The 15,274-nt window shown below is 73.1% G+C and carries 14 protein-coding genes; all 14 read right to left on the reverse strand.

Annotated elements, in window-relative coordinates:
• Positions 1-594, reverse strand: a complete 594-nt coding sequence (locus ACFYX0_RS25845; RefSeq protein WP_355912552.1) for a Uma2 family endonuclease — start codon at positions 592-594, stop codon at positions 1-3.
• Positions 595-681: 87 nt separating this feature from the next.
• Complete coding sequence (locus ACFYX0_RS25850; RefSeq protein ID WP_388973468.1) at positions 682-1,902, reverse strand: cytochrome P450; 1,221 nt, start codon at positions 1,900-1,902, stop codon at positions 682-684.
• A gap of 57 nt (positions 1,903-1,959) precedes the next feature.
• Positions 1,960-2,634, reverse strand: coding sequence for a response regulator (locus tag ACFYX0_RS25855; protein WP_388973469.1), 675 nt, complete (start codon positions 2,632-2,634; stop codon positions 1,960-1,962).
• Entirely contained in the window at positions 2,631-3,977 is a 1,347-nt protein-coding gene (locus ACFYX0_RS25860; RefSeq protein WP_388973471.1) for a sensor histidine kinase, read from the reverse strand. The genes ACFYX0_RS25855 and ACFYX0_RS25860 overlap by 4 nt, the downstream gene beginning before the upstream one ends.
• Positions 3,978-4,118: 141 nt before the next feature.
• Complete coding sequence (locus ACFYX0_RS25865; protein WP_388973473.1) at positions 4,119-4,793, reverse strand: response regulator; 675 nt, start codon at positions 4,791-4,793, stop codon at positions 4,119-4,121.
• Positions 4,790-6,244: a sensor histidine kinase gene (locus tag ACFYX0_RS25870; protein WP_388973536.1), complete on the reverse strand. Its 1,455-nt coding sequence runs from the start codon at positions 6,242-6,244 to the stop codon at positions 4,790-4,792. Before ACFYX0_RS25870 ends, ACFYX0_RS25865 begins: the two co-directional genes overlap by 4 nt.
• A complete protein-coding gene (locus tag ACFYX0_RS25875; protein WP_388973475.1) occupies positions 6,244-7,455 on the reverse strand; it encodes an acyltransferase in 1,212 nt (403 codons plus the stop codon). Before ACFYX0_RS25875 ends, ACFYX0_RS25870 begins: the two co-directional genes overlap by 1 nt.
• Complete coding sequence (locus ACFYX0_RS25880; protein ID WP_388973477.1) at positions 7,448-8,518, reverse strand: alpha/beta hydrolase; 1,071 nt, start codon at positions 8,516-8,518, stop codon at positions 7,448-7,450. Before ACFYX0_RS25880 ends, ACFYX0_RS25875 begins: the two co-directional genes overlap by 8 nt.
• 148 nt (positions 8,519-8,666) lie before the next feature.
• The gene (locus tag ACFYX0_RS25885; protein ID WP_388973479.1) at positions 8,667-9,593 is read right to left on the reverse strand and encodes an alpha/beta hydrolase; all 927 of its coding nucleotides are present in this window, start codon (positions 9,591-9,593) and stop codon (positions 8,667-8,669) included.
• Between the two features lie 187 nt (positions 9,594-9,780).
• A complete protein-coding gene (gene kynU, locus ACFYX0_RS25890) occupies positions 9,781-10,974 on the reverse strand; it encodes a kynureninase (protein WP_388973481.1) in 1,194 nt (397 codons plus the stop codon).
• On the reverse strand, positions 10,967-11,815 hold the full coding sequence (locus ACFYX0_RS25895) for a tryptophan 2,3-dioxygenase family protein (RefSeq protein WP_311696488.1): 849 nt from the start codon (positions 11,813-11,815) through the stop codon (positions 10,967-10,969). The genes kynU and ACFYX0_RS25895 overlap by 8 nt, the downstream gene beginning before the upstream one ends.
• A gap of 234 nt (positions 11,816-12,049) precedes the next feature.
• A complete protein-coding gene (locus ACFYX0_RS25900) occupies positions 12,050-12,463 on the reverse strand; it encodes a DUF3151 domain-containing protein (RefSeq protein WP_355912447.1) in 414 nt (137 codons plus the stop codon).
• Between the two features lie 77 nt (positions 12,464-12,540).
• Positions 12,541-14,043: an MFS transporter gene (locus tag ACFYX0_RS25905; protein ID WP_355912449.1), complete on the reverse strand. Its 1,503-nt coding sequence runs from the start codon at positions 14,041-14,043 to the stop codon at positions 12,541-12,543.
• Positions 14,044-14,142: 99 nt separating this feature from the next.
• Positions 14,143-15,174 carry a class II fructose-bisphosphate aldolase gene (gene fbaA, locus ACFYX0_RS25910; protein WP_355912452.1) on the reverse strand — a complete coding sequence of 344 codons (1,032 nt, stop codon included), beginning with the start codon at positions 15,172-15,174 and terminating at the stop codon, positions 14,143-14,145.
• Positions 15,175-15,274 lie beyond the last annotated feature (100 nt).

A 15,274-nucleotide genomic window follows, 5' to 3' on the forward strand; every position in this document is an offset into this window, starting at 1 on the left:
TCAGTCGACCCAGCGCTTCAGCTCCTCGGTGTCGAGTTCGATGCCGACGGGGGCGGGGAGGGTCACTTTCTCGCCGAACTTCACCGTGTGAGCGACCCGGTATCCGTCCTCCGGGTCGGGGTGGCTGTGCACGACAACCGAGAGGTAGTCCCGATCGATCAGCAAGTAGACGGGGATGCCCGCCTCGGCGTAGGCGCGCGGCTTCTCCACGCGGTCACGATTGTGCGTGTCCGAGTCGTACGACGTGACCTCGACTGCCATCAGTACGCCTTCGGGATCCGCCCAGTCGCCCTGCCCCGTGAAGTGCCCCACCGGTGTCAGAACCGCGTCGGGCAACGCCCGGCCCTTGCGATAGGCCTCCACCTGCAACCCCTGAGTCGGGTTGAGGTTGAACTCGGGCCGGGACTGCATGCACTGGCGGATCAGCCACATGATGATCTCGCCGTGGTTGCCGTTCGTCACCTTCTTGAGTCCGATCCGTCCGTCGATGAGCTCGAACCTGACGGTCTCGTCCTCACCGGCGGCGAATTCGGCGATGCGCTCGAACAAGTCCACCGGCATCTGAGACAACGCGCGCTCTGCCATGACCGTCATGGTGCCTCCCTTCGCAGGCCCGCACCAGCCTGCCGAGCCGGCGACGGCCGTCGCCCCGGACCGCCACATGATCAGCCGAACGGGCGATCAGCCGATCTCCACGCTCAGCCCCTCCAGGCCCCGGATCACGAAGTTCGGCTTTCGTCGCGGGCCCGCCGCCAGGCGCAGCGTCGGGGCCTGTTCCAGCAGGGCCGCCATCGACGCCGCCAGTTCGATGCGGGCGAGCGGGGCGCCGATGCAGTAGTGGATGCCCGCGCTGAAGGAGATGTGCGGGTTGTCTCGGCGGGTCAGGTCCAGCTTCTCGGGGGCGTCGAACACCGCCGGGTCGTGGTTCGCCGAGCCGAACAGCATCGCGATCTCCGCGCCCCGCGGGATGGTCGTGCCGTCGATCTCGATCTCGTCCAGCACCCAGCGCTCGAAGAGCTGGAGCGGGGTGTCGTACCGCATCAGCTCCTCCACCGCCGACGGGACGAGCGAGTGGTCGGCGCGCAGGGCCGCCAGCTGGTCCGGGTGCCGGAACAGCGCCCACCAGCCGTTCACCGTCGCGTTCACCGTCGCCTCGTGCCCCGCGTTCAGCAGCAGCACACAGGTCGAGATCATCTCCTGCTCGGTGAGCCGGTCCCCCTCGTCGTGGGCCGCGATCAGACCCGAGATCAGGTCCTCGCCGGGCTCCTTCCGGCGCGTCGCGATCAGCTCGCGGAGGTAGTCGGAGAACTCGGCCGACGCCCGTACCGCCTGGTGCGCCGTCTCCTGCGACGGATTGAGCTCGTACATCCCGCAGATGTCCGCCGACCAGGGCCGCAGCAGCGCGCGGTCCGCCTCCGGGACGCCCAGCATCTCGGCGATCACCGCGACCGGCAGCGGCTCGGCGACGTCCTTCAGCAGGTCGCCGCCGCCCGCCTCCACCAGCCGGGACACCAGGTCGCCGGCCAGCCGCCGTACGTACGGTGCCAGGCGCTCCACCGTCCGCGGGGTGAACGCCTTCGACACCAGCCGCCGGATGCGGGTGTGGTCCGGCGGCTCCAGGTCGAGCATGCCGTGATCGTTGAGCGTGTGGAACGGCTCGTGCTCGGGCGGCGGCGCCGTGCGGCCGAAGTCCTCGTGGGTGAAGCGGTGCTGGTACGTCCGGCCCAGGCGCCGGTCGCGCAGCAGTGCCGACACATCCGGGTGGTGCGGGACCAGCCACTGGTCGGTGGGCTCGTAGTGGAGCACCCGGCCGAGCGCACGCAACTCGGCGTAGGCGGGGTACGGGTCGGCGAGGAACGCCGGGTCCCACGGGTCGAACGCGAGGTCGGATGGGGCTGCCATGCACGGACGCTAGCCCGGCAGACCCCTCCGTGACCAGGGGTGCCGCGGCCGGCCGGATCAGCCCGGGGTCACCAGCCGCGCCTCGTACGCGAACACCGCCGCCTGGGTGCGGTCCCGCAGGCCCAGCTTCACGAGGATGCGGCTCACATGGGTCTTGATCGTCGACTCGGCGACCACCAGGCGCTCGGCGATCTCCGCGTTCGACAGGCCCTGCGCGATCAGCACCAGCACCTCCGTCTCCCGGTCGGTGAGATCCCCGTACGCCCCCTGCGCGGTGGTGACCAGGCGCGGCTTCTCGGACAGCTTCGCGAACTCAGCGATCAGCCGCTTGGTCACCGAGGGCGCGAGCAGGGCCTCCCCGGAGGCCACGACGCGGACCCCGTCGGCGAGCTGGCGGGCCGACGCGTCCTTGAGCAGAAAACCGGAGGCCCCCGCCCGCAGCGCCTGGTACACGTACTCGTCCAGGTCGAACGTCGTCAGCACCAGCACCTTCGCCGTGCCGTCCGCGGCGACGATCCGCCGGGTCGCCTCGATGCCGTTCAGCTCCGGCATCCGGATGTCCATCAGCACGACGTCCGGGGCCAGTTCACGGACCCGCTCGACGGCCTCCCGGCCGTTGACCGCCTCCCCGACGACCTCGATGTCGGGCATCGCCCCGAGCAGCACCGAGAATCCCTCGCGGACCATCATCTGGTCGTCGGCGATCAGTACGCGGATGGTGCCACAGCTCACGCGGCGTCCTCCGCCGTGGCCACCGGCAGGAACACCGTCACCTCGTACCCTCCGTCGGCCGTCTCCCCTGCCGTCATCTCCCCGCCCAGCATCGAGACCCGCTCGCGCATGCCCGTGATGCCGTGTCCCGCGCCGTGCGTCGACTTCGTCAGCGGGACATGTGCCGCCGGGCCGTTGACGATGCGCAGGCCCAGACCGCCGAGCACATAGCCCAGCTCCACCCGGGACGTGGCGCCCGGCGCGTGCCGCAGGGTGTTGCTGAGGGCCTCCTGGACGATGCGGTACGCCGACAGCTCGACGCCCTGCGGCAGCTCCCGCACCGCGCCCGTGACCACCTTGTCCACGGTCAGGCCGGCCTCCCGCACGTTCGCCAGCAGGGCGTCCAGGTCGGCCAGGGTGGGCTGCGGGGCGTCCGGGGCCTCGTAGTCCTCCGCCCGTACGACGCCCAGCACCCGGCGCAGCTCGGTGAGGGCCGCGACCGCGTTCTCCCGGATGGTGACGAAGGCCTTCTCCAGCTCCGGCGGCGGGTTCTCCACCCGGTAGGGCGCGGCCTCCGCTTGGATGGCGACCACCGACATGTGGTGGGCGACCACATCGTGCAGCTCGCGTGCGATCGTGGTGCGCTCCTCCAGCAGGGTGCGCCGGGAGCGCTCGTGCGCGGTCTCCGTCTGCTGGGCGGTCACCTCCTGCTTCGCGTCCCGGCGGATGTGCCAGACGGTGACGGCCAGCAGGGCGAGGGCGGAGAGCACCAGCATGGGCGAGGTGTCGCCGCCGTAGTGGTCCCAGCCGGACACGGCCTGGGCGGCGAACCCGTAGGCCGCGGTGAGCAGCCACATCCAGCCCGCGGTGCGCGGCCTGGTGCGGACGGCCACCACCGTCAGCACCGTCAGATGGGAGAGGAAGCTGCCGGGCGACCAGGGCCAGGCGCTGAAGTAGGAGGTCAGGACGGCGGTGGCCGAGGTCGCCGCGAAGGACAGCCAGAGCGCCCCGACCGGGCGGACCAGCGTCAGCAGCACGGGGGCCAGGGCGAGCAGACCGCACATCGCCCCGGTCGCGCCCCCCTCGTCGTTCGCCATGGCGAGGAGCATCGCCGCCACTCCGGCGGCCGCCACCACGATGTGCCGGCTCCAGGCCTTGTACGTGCGCACCCGGCCGGACAGCCGCCCGCCCAGCGGCCCGCCGATCGTCTTCGGGGGCAGCGGACGGTAGGCGAACGCGTCGTGGAACAGGTCCTGCCGCAGCCCGCTCAGGGCCTCCATGGCCGCCCGGTACTCCGGGCTGCGCGGTATGTACGGGCGGAACGCGTCGTCCGGCGCCGTCTGCGTCTGCGTCGTCTCGGTCACATGAAGAAGGTAGGCCCGCACACGGGCCAAGTCGTCAGCAGTGAGGGGGGTCCTCGGGGATCCGTCTCAAGTACTACGGGCCGGGCCCGCCCCCGTCCTGGGGGCGGAGTCGGTGTCCCTACGGCGTCCCTGGGGCCCGAGTCAGTATCCCGAGGGGCGGACCAGCCCCGACTCGTAGGCGAACACGGCCGCCTGGGTCCGGTCCCGCAGCCCCAGCTTCACCAGGATGCGGCCCACATGGGTCTTCACGGTCTGCTCGGCCACCACGAGGTGCCCGGCGATCTCCGCGTTCGACAGGCCCTGGGCGATGAGGGTGAGGACCTCGGTCTCCCGCTCGGTGAGGTCGCCGACGCGGTTCTTCAGCGGGGTCCGGGGTGCGCGGCCGAGGCGGGAGAACTCCGCGATCAGCCGCCGGGTGATCCCGGGCGCGAGAAGCGCGTCGCCCGCGGCCACCACCCGCACCGCCTCGGCTAGTTGGTCGGCGGAGGCGTCCTTCAGCAGAAAGCCGGAGGCGCCGGCGCGCAGCGCGTCGTACACGTACTCGTCGAGGTCGAAGGTGGTGAGCACCAGGACCTTGGGATGAGGGCTGTCCTCGGTGATGCCGCGGGTCGCCTCGATGCCGCTCATCTCCGGCATCCGGATGTCCATCAGCACGACGTCCGGGGCGAGTTCGGCGGCCTTCGCGATCGCGTCCCTGCCGTGCACGGCCTGCCCGACCACCTCGATGTCGGGCTGGGCGTCGAGCAGCACGGTGAAGCCCTGCCGCACCACCGTCTGGTCGTCGGCGATCAGTACCCGGATGCTGCCGCTCGTCATGGGGTCTCTTCTCCTGTCGGGGGCGGTGAACCGGCTGCGGAGACGTCGTGCCGGACGGTGGGCGCGGCCGGTGGTGCGAGGGGGACGACGGGTGCGTCGGCGGGGTCGGCGGAGGCGTCGCGCGGGGCGGACGGCGCGGGGTCGGCGAGCGGGGCGCTGCCGTCGCGGGGCAGGAACGCGGAGACCGAGAAGCCACCGCGCGACGTCCTGGCCGCGGTGACATAGCCACCCAGCATCGCCGCCCGCTCCCGCATCCCGAGCAGGCCGTGCCCGGCGCCCGGGGACGGCGGGGCGGGGCGCTTCGGGCGGGAGTTGACGACGTTCAGGTGCAGCCCGTCGGGGACATGGGTCACCTCCACGCGGACCGTCGAACCCGGAGCGTGCCGCAGGGCGTTGCTCAGCGCCTCCTGGACGATCCGGTACGCCGACAGCTCCACCCCCGGCGGATACGGCTGCACCGTGCGCCGGGTGTCGCTGATGTCCATGGTGACCGCGAGCCCGGCGGCGCGGGTGTTCTCCACCAGGGCGTCGAGGCGGTCGAGGGTGGGCTGCGGGGCCTGCGGGGCAGCCCGGGTGCCCGACTCCCCGAGGCCGTAGGGGGCCTCGGGGTCGGCCGAGCGCAGCACGCCGAGCACCCGGCGCAGTTCGGCGAGCGCCTCCAGGGCGTTCTGCCGGATGCCCGCGAGGTTCTCCTTCAGCTCGTCGGAGGGGTTCTCCGTCAGATGCACGGCCACCTGCGCCTGGATGGAGATGACCGACATGTGGTGGGCGACCACGTCGTGCAGTTCCCGGGCGATACGGCTGCGCTCCTCCAGCAGGGTGCGGCGGGACCGCTCCTCCGCGGTGAGCGTCGTCTGCTGCACCAGTTCCGCGCGGGCCTCACGGCGGCCGCGCAGGGCGGTGCCGAGCACCACCACGACCGCCGACAGCACCACCGTGAGGACGCCGGTGGACTGATAGTTCCCCGCGCCCCACAGGCCCTGGAGGAGGTAGGTGACCAGCACGGTCAGGACCAGTGCCTCCGCGGTGACACGGGTGCGGACCCTCAGGGCGAGCAGCAGCAGCACGAACAGGTGGGCGATGATCCCGGCCGTGGTCCACGGCCAGGTGAAGTCGCTCGCCTGGCCGGCGACCAGCGGGCCGTGCACCGCGACCGCCCCGAGCAGCGTCGCCGTCATCGACAGCCACCACGCGGGGATCGGCCGCCACAGGGCCAGCACCATGGCCCCGCTCTGGCCGATCCCGATGAGAAAGGCGTATCCGGAGGACACATCGCCGTGCGTCTGGAGTTGGGCCACGGCGCCGATCAGCACCCCGAGCGCGGCCAGCCACACGATTCCGTGCGGCACCCAGCGCAGCCAGACGGACGGGGGCAGCGGATCCGCCCGCACGGTCCACAGGTCGTCGCGCAGCACCCGCAGCCCTCGCCGGACGCGGTTCCCCCCTTGCATCACGCGCCCACCCTAGGACCCGGGGTGCGGGCTGGACCCGGGCGGTGGGACCGGACCACCCGGGGAGGGCGCCGGGCGCCGCGCTGTTCGCAGGCGCGGAAGGCCGTCCAGCACACCGTCAGGACGAGGGCGAAGACCGGGAGCCAGGCCAGGCGGGCCGCCGCCCAGCCCAGGTCGTCCGGGACGGTGTGCAGCCCCGGCAGGCGGCCGGCGAGCAGACCGGTCGCGGTGGTCGCCATCAGGGCCGTCTGGTGCCACAGGAATATCGTCAGCGCGGAGAGGTTCACCAGGGCCACCGCCGCCCAGGCGAGGGGCCGGCGCATCGCCCGGCGCAGCCGCGTCCGCAGCAGCAGGGCCAGCCCGCACTGGGCCATGCCGAAGGTGACCGCGGCCAGGGTCGGCGGATCGAGGTTGGAGACCGCGGCGCCGGGCACGCCGACCATCGACGCCGGGTACCCGCCCCACGCCACCAGCCCCGCCGTCGCCGCCGCACCGCCCGCAAGCAGCACCCAGCCCGCGCGGCGGCCGTCCAGCTCACCGCGTGTCCAGGCCGCGCCCAGCGTGTACGGCACGAGCCAGCCCGCCGGCAGGTTCACCCAGCCCAGCCAGCCGGGGCCGCCGAGTCCGAACCGAAGGAGGTCCACATGGAGAACGACGGCCAGCGGCCACAGCGGGTTGAGGCGCCCGACCAACGGGGTCGCCGCGGTCAGGGCCGCGAGGACCAGCAGGAACCACAGCGGGGACAGGGCCAGCTTCACCAGGGTGTGCACGGTCCCGGCGTCGGCACCGCCCGCGAGCAGGCCGCAGGCCGCCACCGTCCACAGGGCCGCCAGGGCCAGGACGGGCCTGAACAGCCGGGCCAGCCGGGCGCGCAGCCACTGCCCGTACGAGTCGCCCCGCGCGCGTGCCGACGCCAGGCCCTTCGTCGCCACATGGCCGCCCACCAGGAAGAACACGGCGAGCGTCTGGAAGACCCAGGAGACCGGGGCCAGCCAGGGCATGAAGTGCAGCGGGCTCGCGGTGTGCAGCGCACCGCCGTCCGCGACCAGGGCCGTCACCAGCCAGTGGCCGAGGACGACACCGAGGATCGCGGCAGCGCGCAGGGCGTCGACCGCGCGGTCCCGCTCGGCGGGCGTGGCGGCGGCCACCTGGTGCGCGAGGGCACGCACGCGGCCCGACGCCGTCTGCTTCGGTTGCGTCCGCTCACGCATGGGTGACCTCCGACGTCCTGCCGAGCGCGATCCGGGCGAGGTTGGCCAGGGAGACCGACCCGGGCGCGAAGTAGTCGCCGTGGCCGCCGCCGCCCGCGGCGAAGACACGGGCGCCGTAGGCCGGGGACACCGGGTCGGTGCCGAAACCGACGGCCGTGCCGAACAGGCCGGTGCGCACATGGGGCACGTCCGCGATCCAGTCGCCGCCGCCGCGGGCCGCCCAGACGCGGGCACGGGTGTGCAGGGCGGCGGCGGAGTCCGCCCCGGTTCCGGGACTGCCCACCAGGGCGATGTCCTGGACCTCTGCGGTGGCGGCCGCCCGGGCGCAGACCACGGAGCCGTAGGAGTGGCACAGGAGGGAGATGTCCGGCGACGGGCCCAGCGCCGCCCGGAGTTCGGCCACGAGCCGGTCCAGCCCGCGCGCTCCCTGCCCGGCGCGGCCCGTGGTGAGTGCGGCCGTGCTGAGCATGCGGGGCGTGTCGTAGCCGAGCCAGGCGACCACCGCGGTGCGCGGACCCGTGGCGCGGTGCAGGGCGAGCGCGCCCGCGCGGAACCGGGCGTAGGTGTCCAGGGTCGTGTCGGAGCCCGGGACCAGGACCGCGATGTGCTCCGCCGCCGTCAGGTCGCCGAGGACCTCGATCACGCGGCCGCCGCCCCGGCCGTCGAAGGCCAGGAGGTCACGCGCGGGGGAGGCCAGGGCGCGGTCCACCGCGGCGCGCTTGCGGTCGCCGTGCGCCGCGGCCATCCGGGACGCCTCGGCGGCGTCGGCGCGGTTGGCGTCGTACGTCCCGGCGAGCGTGACCGTCGACAGGGGGGCGAGCCGGGCGGGCGGCGGGGCCGGGATCCGGGGGCGCGCGGCGGCCGACAGAGGCACCACGACGGCCCCGGCGATCAGCACGGCGAGCAGGGCCCGGCGCGGCCGCCCGAGCCGCGGCCGGCCGCGGCTCTCCGGACGGGCGGTCCCGTCCGCACGGCCGTGCCCGCCCTGGTCCCGGCCGCTGTCGCCGCGCGCCGCCCCGTCGGCGTACGCGACCGCGGACGCCCCTCTCCCCCGCAAGCCCATCGTGCCCTTCCCCTCCCGACGGCCCGCTCATCGGGCTGTCACGAGAAGGAAGTTACGGAGCGTGATACGTCGTCGGCGTCACGCCGGAGAACCCATCCGGGAACTGGCTCTCAGGTATGACGGGTATGACCCGGGCGGGGTTCGGGGGCTACCACGCCAGTTGCGCGATCTCCTCCGCCACCACCGCGCACGCGTCCGCCGCCGGGTCGATCAGCGGGAAGTGGCCGACGTCCTCCAGCAGCGTCAGACCCACGACCTCGCCCGCCCGCGCCGCCGCCTCCGCGTACGACTCGGCGACCGCGAGCGGGACCACGATGTCCCGGCGGCCCTGGACAAGGGTCGTGGCGATACCGGTGGGCAGCAGGAGCGCCGGGTCCGCGTACGGCCGGCGCTCGGCGAACAGGGCCGCCCCGCCGAGGAGTTGGGCCGCCGCCCCACTGCACACATCGAGCTTCTCGGCGACGTGGAAGTCCGCGATCGGCGCGAGCGCCACGACACCGCGCAGCGAAGCCGGGCCGTCCGTGCGCCAGGGGGCGTCCGCCGGCAGCACATGGCGGGCCGCCGCCCACAGCGCGAGATGGCCGCCCGCGGAGTGCCCGGTGATCACCGTGCGGCGCTGGTCGGCCTGCGGCAGCGCCTCGCGGGCGAGCGCCGGAAGCGCGTCGAACGCCGCCGCGATGTCGTCGAAGGTGTCCGGCCAGCGGCCCGCCACCGGTCCCGCACCGCCGCCCGGGCCGTCGAAGCCCTCGGCCTGGGACGGGATGAGCGCGCCCCTGCGGTACTCGACGTTGGCCACGGCGAAGCCCCGGCGGGCCAGGAAGTCCGCGAAGGGGGTGATGTGCCGGCGGTCGTACGGCGCCCGCCACGCGCCGCCGTGCAGGACGACCACCAGGGGGACGGGACTCGCCGGGTCCACCTCCCGGGGGGCGTAGAAGTCGATCACCTGGTCGGGGTGGCCGCCGTAGGCGGCGGTGGCATCCGGTTCCACCGGCGGGTGCGAGAAGGCGGACGCCTCCTCCGCAGCGGACGCGTCGTCCGGCTCTGCGGGATCGCGGGGGGCGGCGTCGTCCGGCATGCTCCGACCTCTCTGCGGCGAAACGGGATGCGTACGCGGTGGCCGCGAGGAAATCGGCCGTTGGCGGGGACGGTATCAGGCGGGTGACGTGCGTACGCACGGGGTTGTCACGCTCGGTGAGGGCGCTGGGAGCGCCTGTCCGGGGCCGCCGCACGGCCCCGGACAGGCCGCCGTGATCACCCGGTGCTCAGGACACCACCTCCGCCAGCAGCCGGGCCGCCCGCTCCACGTCCGCGAAGCCCACGTACAGCGGGGTGAACCCGAAGCGCAGCACGTCCGGCGGGCGGAAGTCGCCGACCACACCGCTCTCGATCAGCCGCTTCATGACGTCACCGGCCTCCTCGCACCGCAGCGCGACCTGGCTGCCGCGCTCCGCGTGGGCCGCCGGAGTCAGCGACTCCACCCGGCCCTCGGGGACGTACGCCGCCACGCACTCCAGGAAGAAGTCGGTGAGCGCGAGGGACTTGGCGCGCACCGCGTCGATCGACACCCCGTCCCACACCTCGAGCGCCGCCTCCAGGGCCAGCATGGACAGGATGTCCGGTGTGCCGACGCGGCCGCGCACGGCGCCCGCCGCCGGTTCGTACGCGCTGCGCATGCCGAACGGCTCCACATGCGAGTTCCAGCCCGGCAGCGGGGAGTCGAAGCGGTCCTGCAGCTCCCGCCGCACATACAGATAGGCGGGTGCGCCGGGGCCGCCGTTCAGATATTTGTAGGTGCAGCCGACCGCCAGGTCGACGCCGTGCGCGTCCAGGCCGACGGGCAGGGCGCCCGCGCTGTGGCACAGGTCCCAGACCGACACCGCGCCCGCCGCGTGCACCGCGGCCGTCAGCGCGGGCAGGTCGTGCAGCCGGCCCGTGCGGTAGTCGACATGGTTCAGCAGCACCGCGGCGGTGCGCTCGGTCAGGGCGTCCGGCACCTCGGCCGGGGCCACCGGGCGCAGGGTGCAGCCGGTCATCCGCGCCGCGGACCCGGCGATGTAACCGTCCGTGGGGAACGTCGTCGCGTCGACCAGGATCTCGTCCCGGCCGTCCCCGTCCCGCGCGGCCATGCGCACGGCCGCCACCAGGGCCTTGAAGACGTTGACGCTGGTCGAGTCGCCCACCACGATCTGCCCGGGCGCCGCTCCGACCAGCGGGGCGATCCGGTCGCCGATCCGCTCCGGCGCGGTCCACCAGCCGCTCTCGTCCCAGGAGCGGATCCGCAGCCGGCCCCACTGCCTGCGGACGACGTCCTCGATCCGGCCGGGCACGGCCGCCGGGAGCGCGCCCAGCGAGTTGCCGTCCAGATAGACGACGTCGTCGAGGACGAACTCGGCCCGCAGTGCGGCCAGCTCGTCCGCCGCGTCCAGGTCCTTCGCCTTCTCGATCGGATCAGACATGTGACCTCGCCGTCCACAGCTCGGGGAACACGTTCTTCTGCGCCCGCTTCTCCAGCCAGGCGACCCCTGCGGAACCGCCGGTGCCCGCCTTGGCGCCCATCGCGCGCCGGGTCGCCACCAGATGGTCGTTGCGCCAGCGCCACACCAGTTCCGCCACATCGGTCAGCACCTCGCCCATGCGGGCGAGTTCGTCCGTCGGGTCCCCGGAGTACAGGGCGGTCCACACCGCCTCCACCTGCGCGGAGGGCTCGTAGCGCAGGGACACCTCGCGGTTCAGCACCGAGGCCGGGACCGCGTGTCCGCGCCGCGCGAGAAGCCGCAGCACCTCGTCGTACAGGCTCGGCTCGTGGAGCGCCTTCTCCAGTTCGGCATGCACGCGCGGCGCGCCCCGGTGCGGGACCAGCATGGACGCGGACTTCTCGCCGAGCAGGAACTCCATACGGCGGTACATCGCCGACTGGAAGCCGGAGCCCTCGCCGAGGGCGGAGCGGTAGGAGTTGAACTGCGCGGGCGTCAGATGCGCGAGCGGCCGCCATGACTCGTTCAGGGCGTGCAGTTCCCGTACGGACCTCTTCAGCGCGTCGATCGCCATCGGGACCCGGTCCTCGCGCAGGGCGCGCGCCGCGGTCTCCCACTCGTGGACGATCACCGTGAACCACAGCTCCATCACCTGGGTGGTGACCAGGAAGACCATCTCGCCGGGGTCGTCGGAGAGGGGCTGCTGAAGGTGGGTGAGCACGTCCGCCTTGACGTAGTCCTCGTACGGCGTCGTGCCCTGGAAGTCGAGATGCGGGGTCTCGGGCTCCTGAGTCTCTTCGGACCGATGAGCCTGGTGGGACATCGCTGTCTCCTGTTTGTGTGCTCCGGGTAGCGGTCCGCCCCTGCCGATGCCGGCACGGGGGCCCCGGTCCCCACCCGCATCCTGCGTGAGGCACTCGGGCCCCGCAAGGCCCGCCTGGTCACAGGCGGGCCTCGACCACCCTTTCGCCACCGGCCGCGTCGTCCGCGCCGCCGACCAGGGTGGTCTTCGCCGCCGGCCGGGACGTCCTCGCCGCCGGCCGGGCGCCCGGAACCGTCAGCCGAGCGTCTGGGCGGCGGTCGGCGAGGAGTCCTTCAGGAACTGCGAGCAGCGCTCGTACTCCTCCTGCTCGCCGATGCTGTGCGCGGCGCGCGCGAGGGCGTGCAGGGCCCGCAGGAAGCCGCGGTTCGGCTCGTGCTCCCAGGGGACGGGGCCATGGCCCTTCCAGCCGTTGCGGCGCAGGGCGTCCAGGCCGCGGTGGTAGCCCGTTCGGGCGTAGGCGTACGACTCGACGACGGAGTCCCGCTGGAACGCGTCGTCGGCCAGCTGTGCCCAGGCGAGCGAGGAGGCCGGGTAGCGGGCCGCGACCTCGGCGGGCGCCACGCCGTTCGCGAGGAGTTCGCGCGGCTCCGGGTCGTCGGGCAGATGGGTCGGGGGCGGGCCCCCGAGGAGGTTCTCATGAAGGGTCATGGGACCCAGTGTGCGCCATCACCCCTGACCGGCACCGGCTGCCCGCCGCCCGCCGCAGGGCCGCGACGGGCACACCGTCATGCCACCGCGCCGGTACCGGAGGCGCCGGTCTCACGCGGGGGTTCCAGAGGCGGGGTCGTGACACAGCCGTGGGCACGGCACTCGGGGTGCGGGCAGCCCGCCCGCGGGCGGCGCACGGTCGCGAAGGCGAGCACCGCGCCGACCACCAGGACGGCCGCGCACAGCGGCATCGCACGGCGGAAGGCGGCGTCGAAGGCGTCCGCCGAGCGATACGCCTCCGGGCCCATCCCGGTCACCAGCGGCAGCGCGGCCACCGCGAACAGTCCGGCCGCGCGGGCGGCCGCGTTGTTGATGCCGCTGGCCAGGCCCGCCCGTGCGGTGTCGACCGAGGCGAGCACGGTGGCGGTCAGCGGGGCGACCAGGGTGACCATGCCCGCGCCCATCACCAGCAGGGCGGGCAGCACGTCGACCACGTACGAGGCGTCCTTGCCGACGCGCGTCATCAGCAGCATGCCCACCGCGCACAGCAACGGGCCGACGGTCAGCGGGATACGTGGTCCGATGCGCTCGGCCAGCGATCCGGACCGGGCCGAGAACAGCAGCATGAGCACGGTGGTGGGCAGCAGCGCCGTGCCCGCCCTGAGCGGGGAGTAGCCCGCCACCACCTGGAGCTGGAGCGCGGTGAGGAAGAAGAAGCCGCCGAAGGCCGCGTAGACGCAGAGGGTCACCAGGTTGACCGCCGTGAACTGGCGGGAGGCGAAGATGTCGGGCGGCATCATCGGGTCGGCGCGGTGCTTCTCGACGTAGACGAAGGCGACACCGGCGGCCACGCCCAGGGCCCCCAGGACGGGCACGGCCGGGGAACCGGAGCGGGCCTCGATGAGGGCGTACGTCGTCAGCGCGAGGGCCAGGGCGCCGAGCGCGGCGCCGAGGGCGTCGAAGCGGCCGTGACCGTCTCCGCCGGCGGACTCGGGGACGTGCCGCAGAGCGATGGGCGCACACAGCAGCGCCAGCGGGACGTTGAGCAGGAAGACCCAGCGCCAGCCCGGCCCGTCCACCAGCCAGCCGCCGACGAACGGGCCGATTGCGGCGCCGATTCCGCCGCAGCCGGACCACAGGCCGACCGCCCGAGCCCGGTCGTCCGGGTGGAACGAGGCCTGGATCAGCGCGAGCGAGCCGGGGGTGAGCAGAGCGCCGCCGATGCCCTGGAGCGCGCGGGCGCCGATGAGGATGCCCGGGTTGGGGGCGAGACCGCACAGCAGGGAGGCGGTCGCGAACCACACCACCCCGATGACGAAGATCTTGCGGCGGCCGAAGTGGTCGCCGAGGGCACCGCCGAGAAGGATCAGACCGGCCAGCGTGACCATGTACGCGTTGACGGTCCACTGGAGGGTGGACAGGCTCGCACCGAAGTCACGGCCGATACGGGGGAGGGCGACATTGACGACGGTGGAGTCCAGCAGCGCCATGCTCGACCCGAGCACCGTCGTCACAAGGATCCACGTGCCCTGCGAGGATCCCACCCGAATGGCGGGGGCCTCCCGTGCGGTGACAGCCATGCAGCGATGATCCCGCGTCGGCGGCGTCAGGGCCAGACTCCCGACGGGCCCGGTGACCGGGCCCGTCGGGAGTCTGCGTGAACCTGCGGAGAACGCCGGTTACTTGATCTTGTTGCCGGTCGAGCGGAGGTTGCCGCAGGCCTCCACGACACGCTTGGCCATCCCAGCCTCGGCCAGCTTGCCCCAGGTGCGGGGGTCGTAGGTCTTCTTGGAGCCGACCTCGCCGTCGACCTTCAGGACGCCGTCGTAGTTCTTGAACATGTGGTCGGCGACCGGACGCGTGAAGGCGTACTGCGTGTCGGTGTCGATGTTCATCTTGACCACGCCGTTCTCCAGCGCCGTCAGGATCTCCTGCTCGGAGGAGCCGGAGCCGCCGTGGAAGACGAAGTCGAACGGCTGGCTGCCGGCCGGGCGGCCGTACTTGGCGGCGACGCCCTCGTTGAGCTCCTTCAGCAGCTCGGGGCGCAGCACGACGTTGCCCGGCTTGTACACACCGTGCACGTTGCCGAAGGACGCGGCCAGCAGGTAGCGGCCCTTGTCACCGAGGCCCAGCGCCTCGGCCGTGCGCAGCGCGTCGTCGACCGTCGTGTAGAGGGAGTCGTTGATCTCGTGGGAGACGCCGTCCTCCTCGCCGCCGGTCGGGGTGATCTCCACCTCGAGGATGATCTTCGCGGCGCGGGCGCGCTCCAGCAGCTCCTGGGCGATCTTCAGGTTGTCGGCGAGGGTCTCCGCCGAGCCGTCCCACATGTGCGACTGGAACAGCGGGTTCCGGCCGGCCTTGACGCGCTCCTCGGAGATCGCCAGCAGCGGGCGCACATACCCGTCCAGCTTGTCCTTCGGGCAGTGGTCGGTGTGCAGCGCGATGTTGACCGGGTACTTCTCGGCGACGATGTGCGCGAACTCGGCCAGCGCCACGGCGCCGGTGACCATGTCCTTGCTGTACTGGCCACCCAGGAACTCGGCGCCCCCCGTCGAGATCTGGACGATGCCGTCGCTCTCCGCCTCCGCGAAACCGCGCAGCGCCGCCTGGAGCGTCTGGGAGGACGTCACGTTGATGGCCGGGTAGGCGAACTTGCCTGCCTTCGCCCGGTCGAGCATCTCGTTGTAGACCTCGGGGGTTGCGATGGGCATCTGTCCGCTCCTTGTTGTGCGGGTGGGGTTCTGCGTGCTGAGGACCCTGACCTAGGGGGTGACGTCATCGTCGGCCCCATCTTTGCAGACGGAGCCGGAT

This window comes from Streptomyces sp. NPDC002573, assembly GCF_042889625.1.
Taxonomy (GTDB): Bacteria; Actinomycetota; Actinomycetes; order Streptomycetales; family Streptomycetaceae; genus Streptomyces; species Streptomyces gibsoniae.

Coding starts and splice junctions, on each gene's coding strand:
- ACFYX0_RS25845 (WP_355912552.1), bottom strand. CDS start 594: ATGACGGTCATGGCAGAGCGCGCGTTGTCTCAGATGCCGGTGGACTTG.
- ACFYX0_RS25850 (WP_388973468.1), bottom strand. CDS start 1,902: ATGGCAGCCCCATCCGACCTCGCGTTCGACCCGTGGGACCCGGCGTTC.
- ACFYX0_RS25865 (WP_388973473.1), bottom strand. CDS start 4,793: ATGACGAGCGGCAGCATCCGGGTACTGATCGCCGACGACCAGACGGTG.
- ACFYX0_RS25870 (WP_388973536.1), bottom strand. CDS start 6,244: ATGCAAGGGGGGAACCGCGTCCGGCGAGGGCTGCGGGTGCTGCGCGAC.
- ACFYX0_RS25875 (WP_388973475.1), bottom strand. CDS start 7,455: ATGCGTGAGCGGACGCAACCGAAGCAGACGGCGTCGGGCCGCGTGCGT.
- ACFYX0_RS25880 (WP_388973477.1), bottom strand. CDS start 8,518: ATGGGCTTGCGGGGGAGAGGGGCGTCCGCGGTCGCGTACGCCGACGGG.
- ACFYX0_RS25885 (WP_388973479.1), bottom strand. CDS start 9,593: ATGCCGGACGACGCCGCCCCCCGCGATCCCGCAGAGCCGGACGACGCG.
- kynU (WP_388973481.1), bottom strand. CDS start 10,974: ATGTCTGATCCGATCGAGAAGGCGAAGGACCTGGACGCGGCGGACGAG.
- ACFYX0_RS25895 (WP_311696488.1), bottom strand. CDS start 11,815: ATGTCCCACCAGGCTCATCGGTCCGAAGAGACTCAGGAGCCCGAGACC.
- ACFYX0_RS25900 (WP_355912447.1), bottom strand. CDS start 12,463: ATGACCCTTCATGAGAACCTCCTCGGGGGCCCGCCCCCGACCCATCTG.
- ACFYX0_RS25905 (WP_355912449.1), bottom strand. CDS start 14,043: ATGGCTGTCACCGCACGGGAGGCCCCCGCCATTCGGGTGGGATCCTCG.
- fbaA (WP_355912452.1), bottom strand. CDS start 15,174: ATGCCCATCGCAACCCCCGAGGTCTACAACGAGATGCTCGACCGGGCG.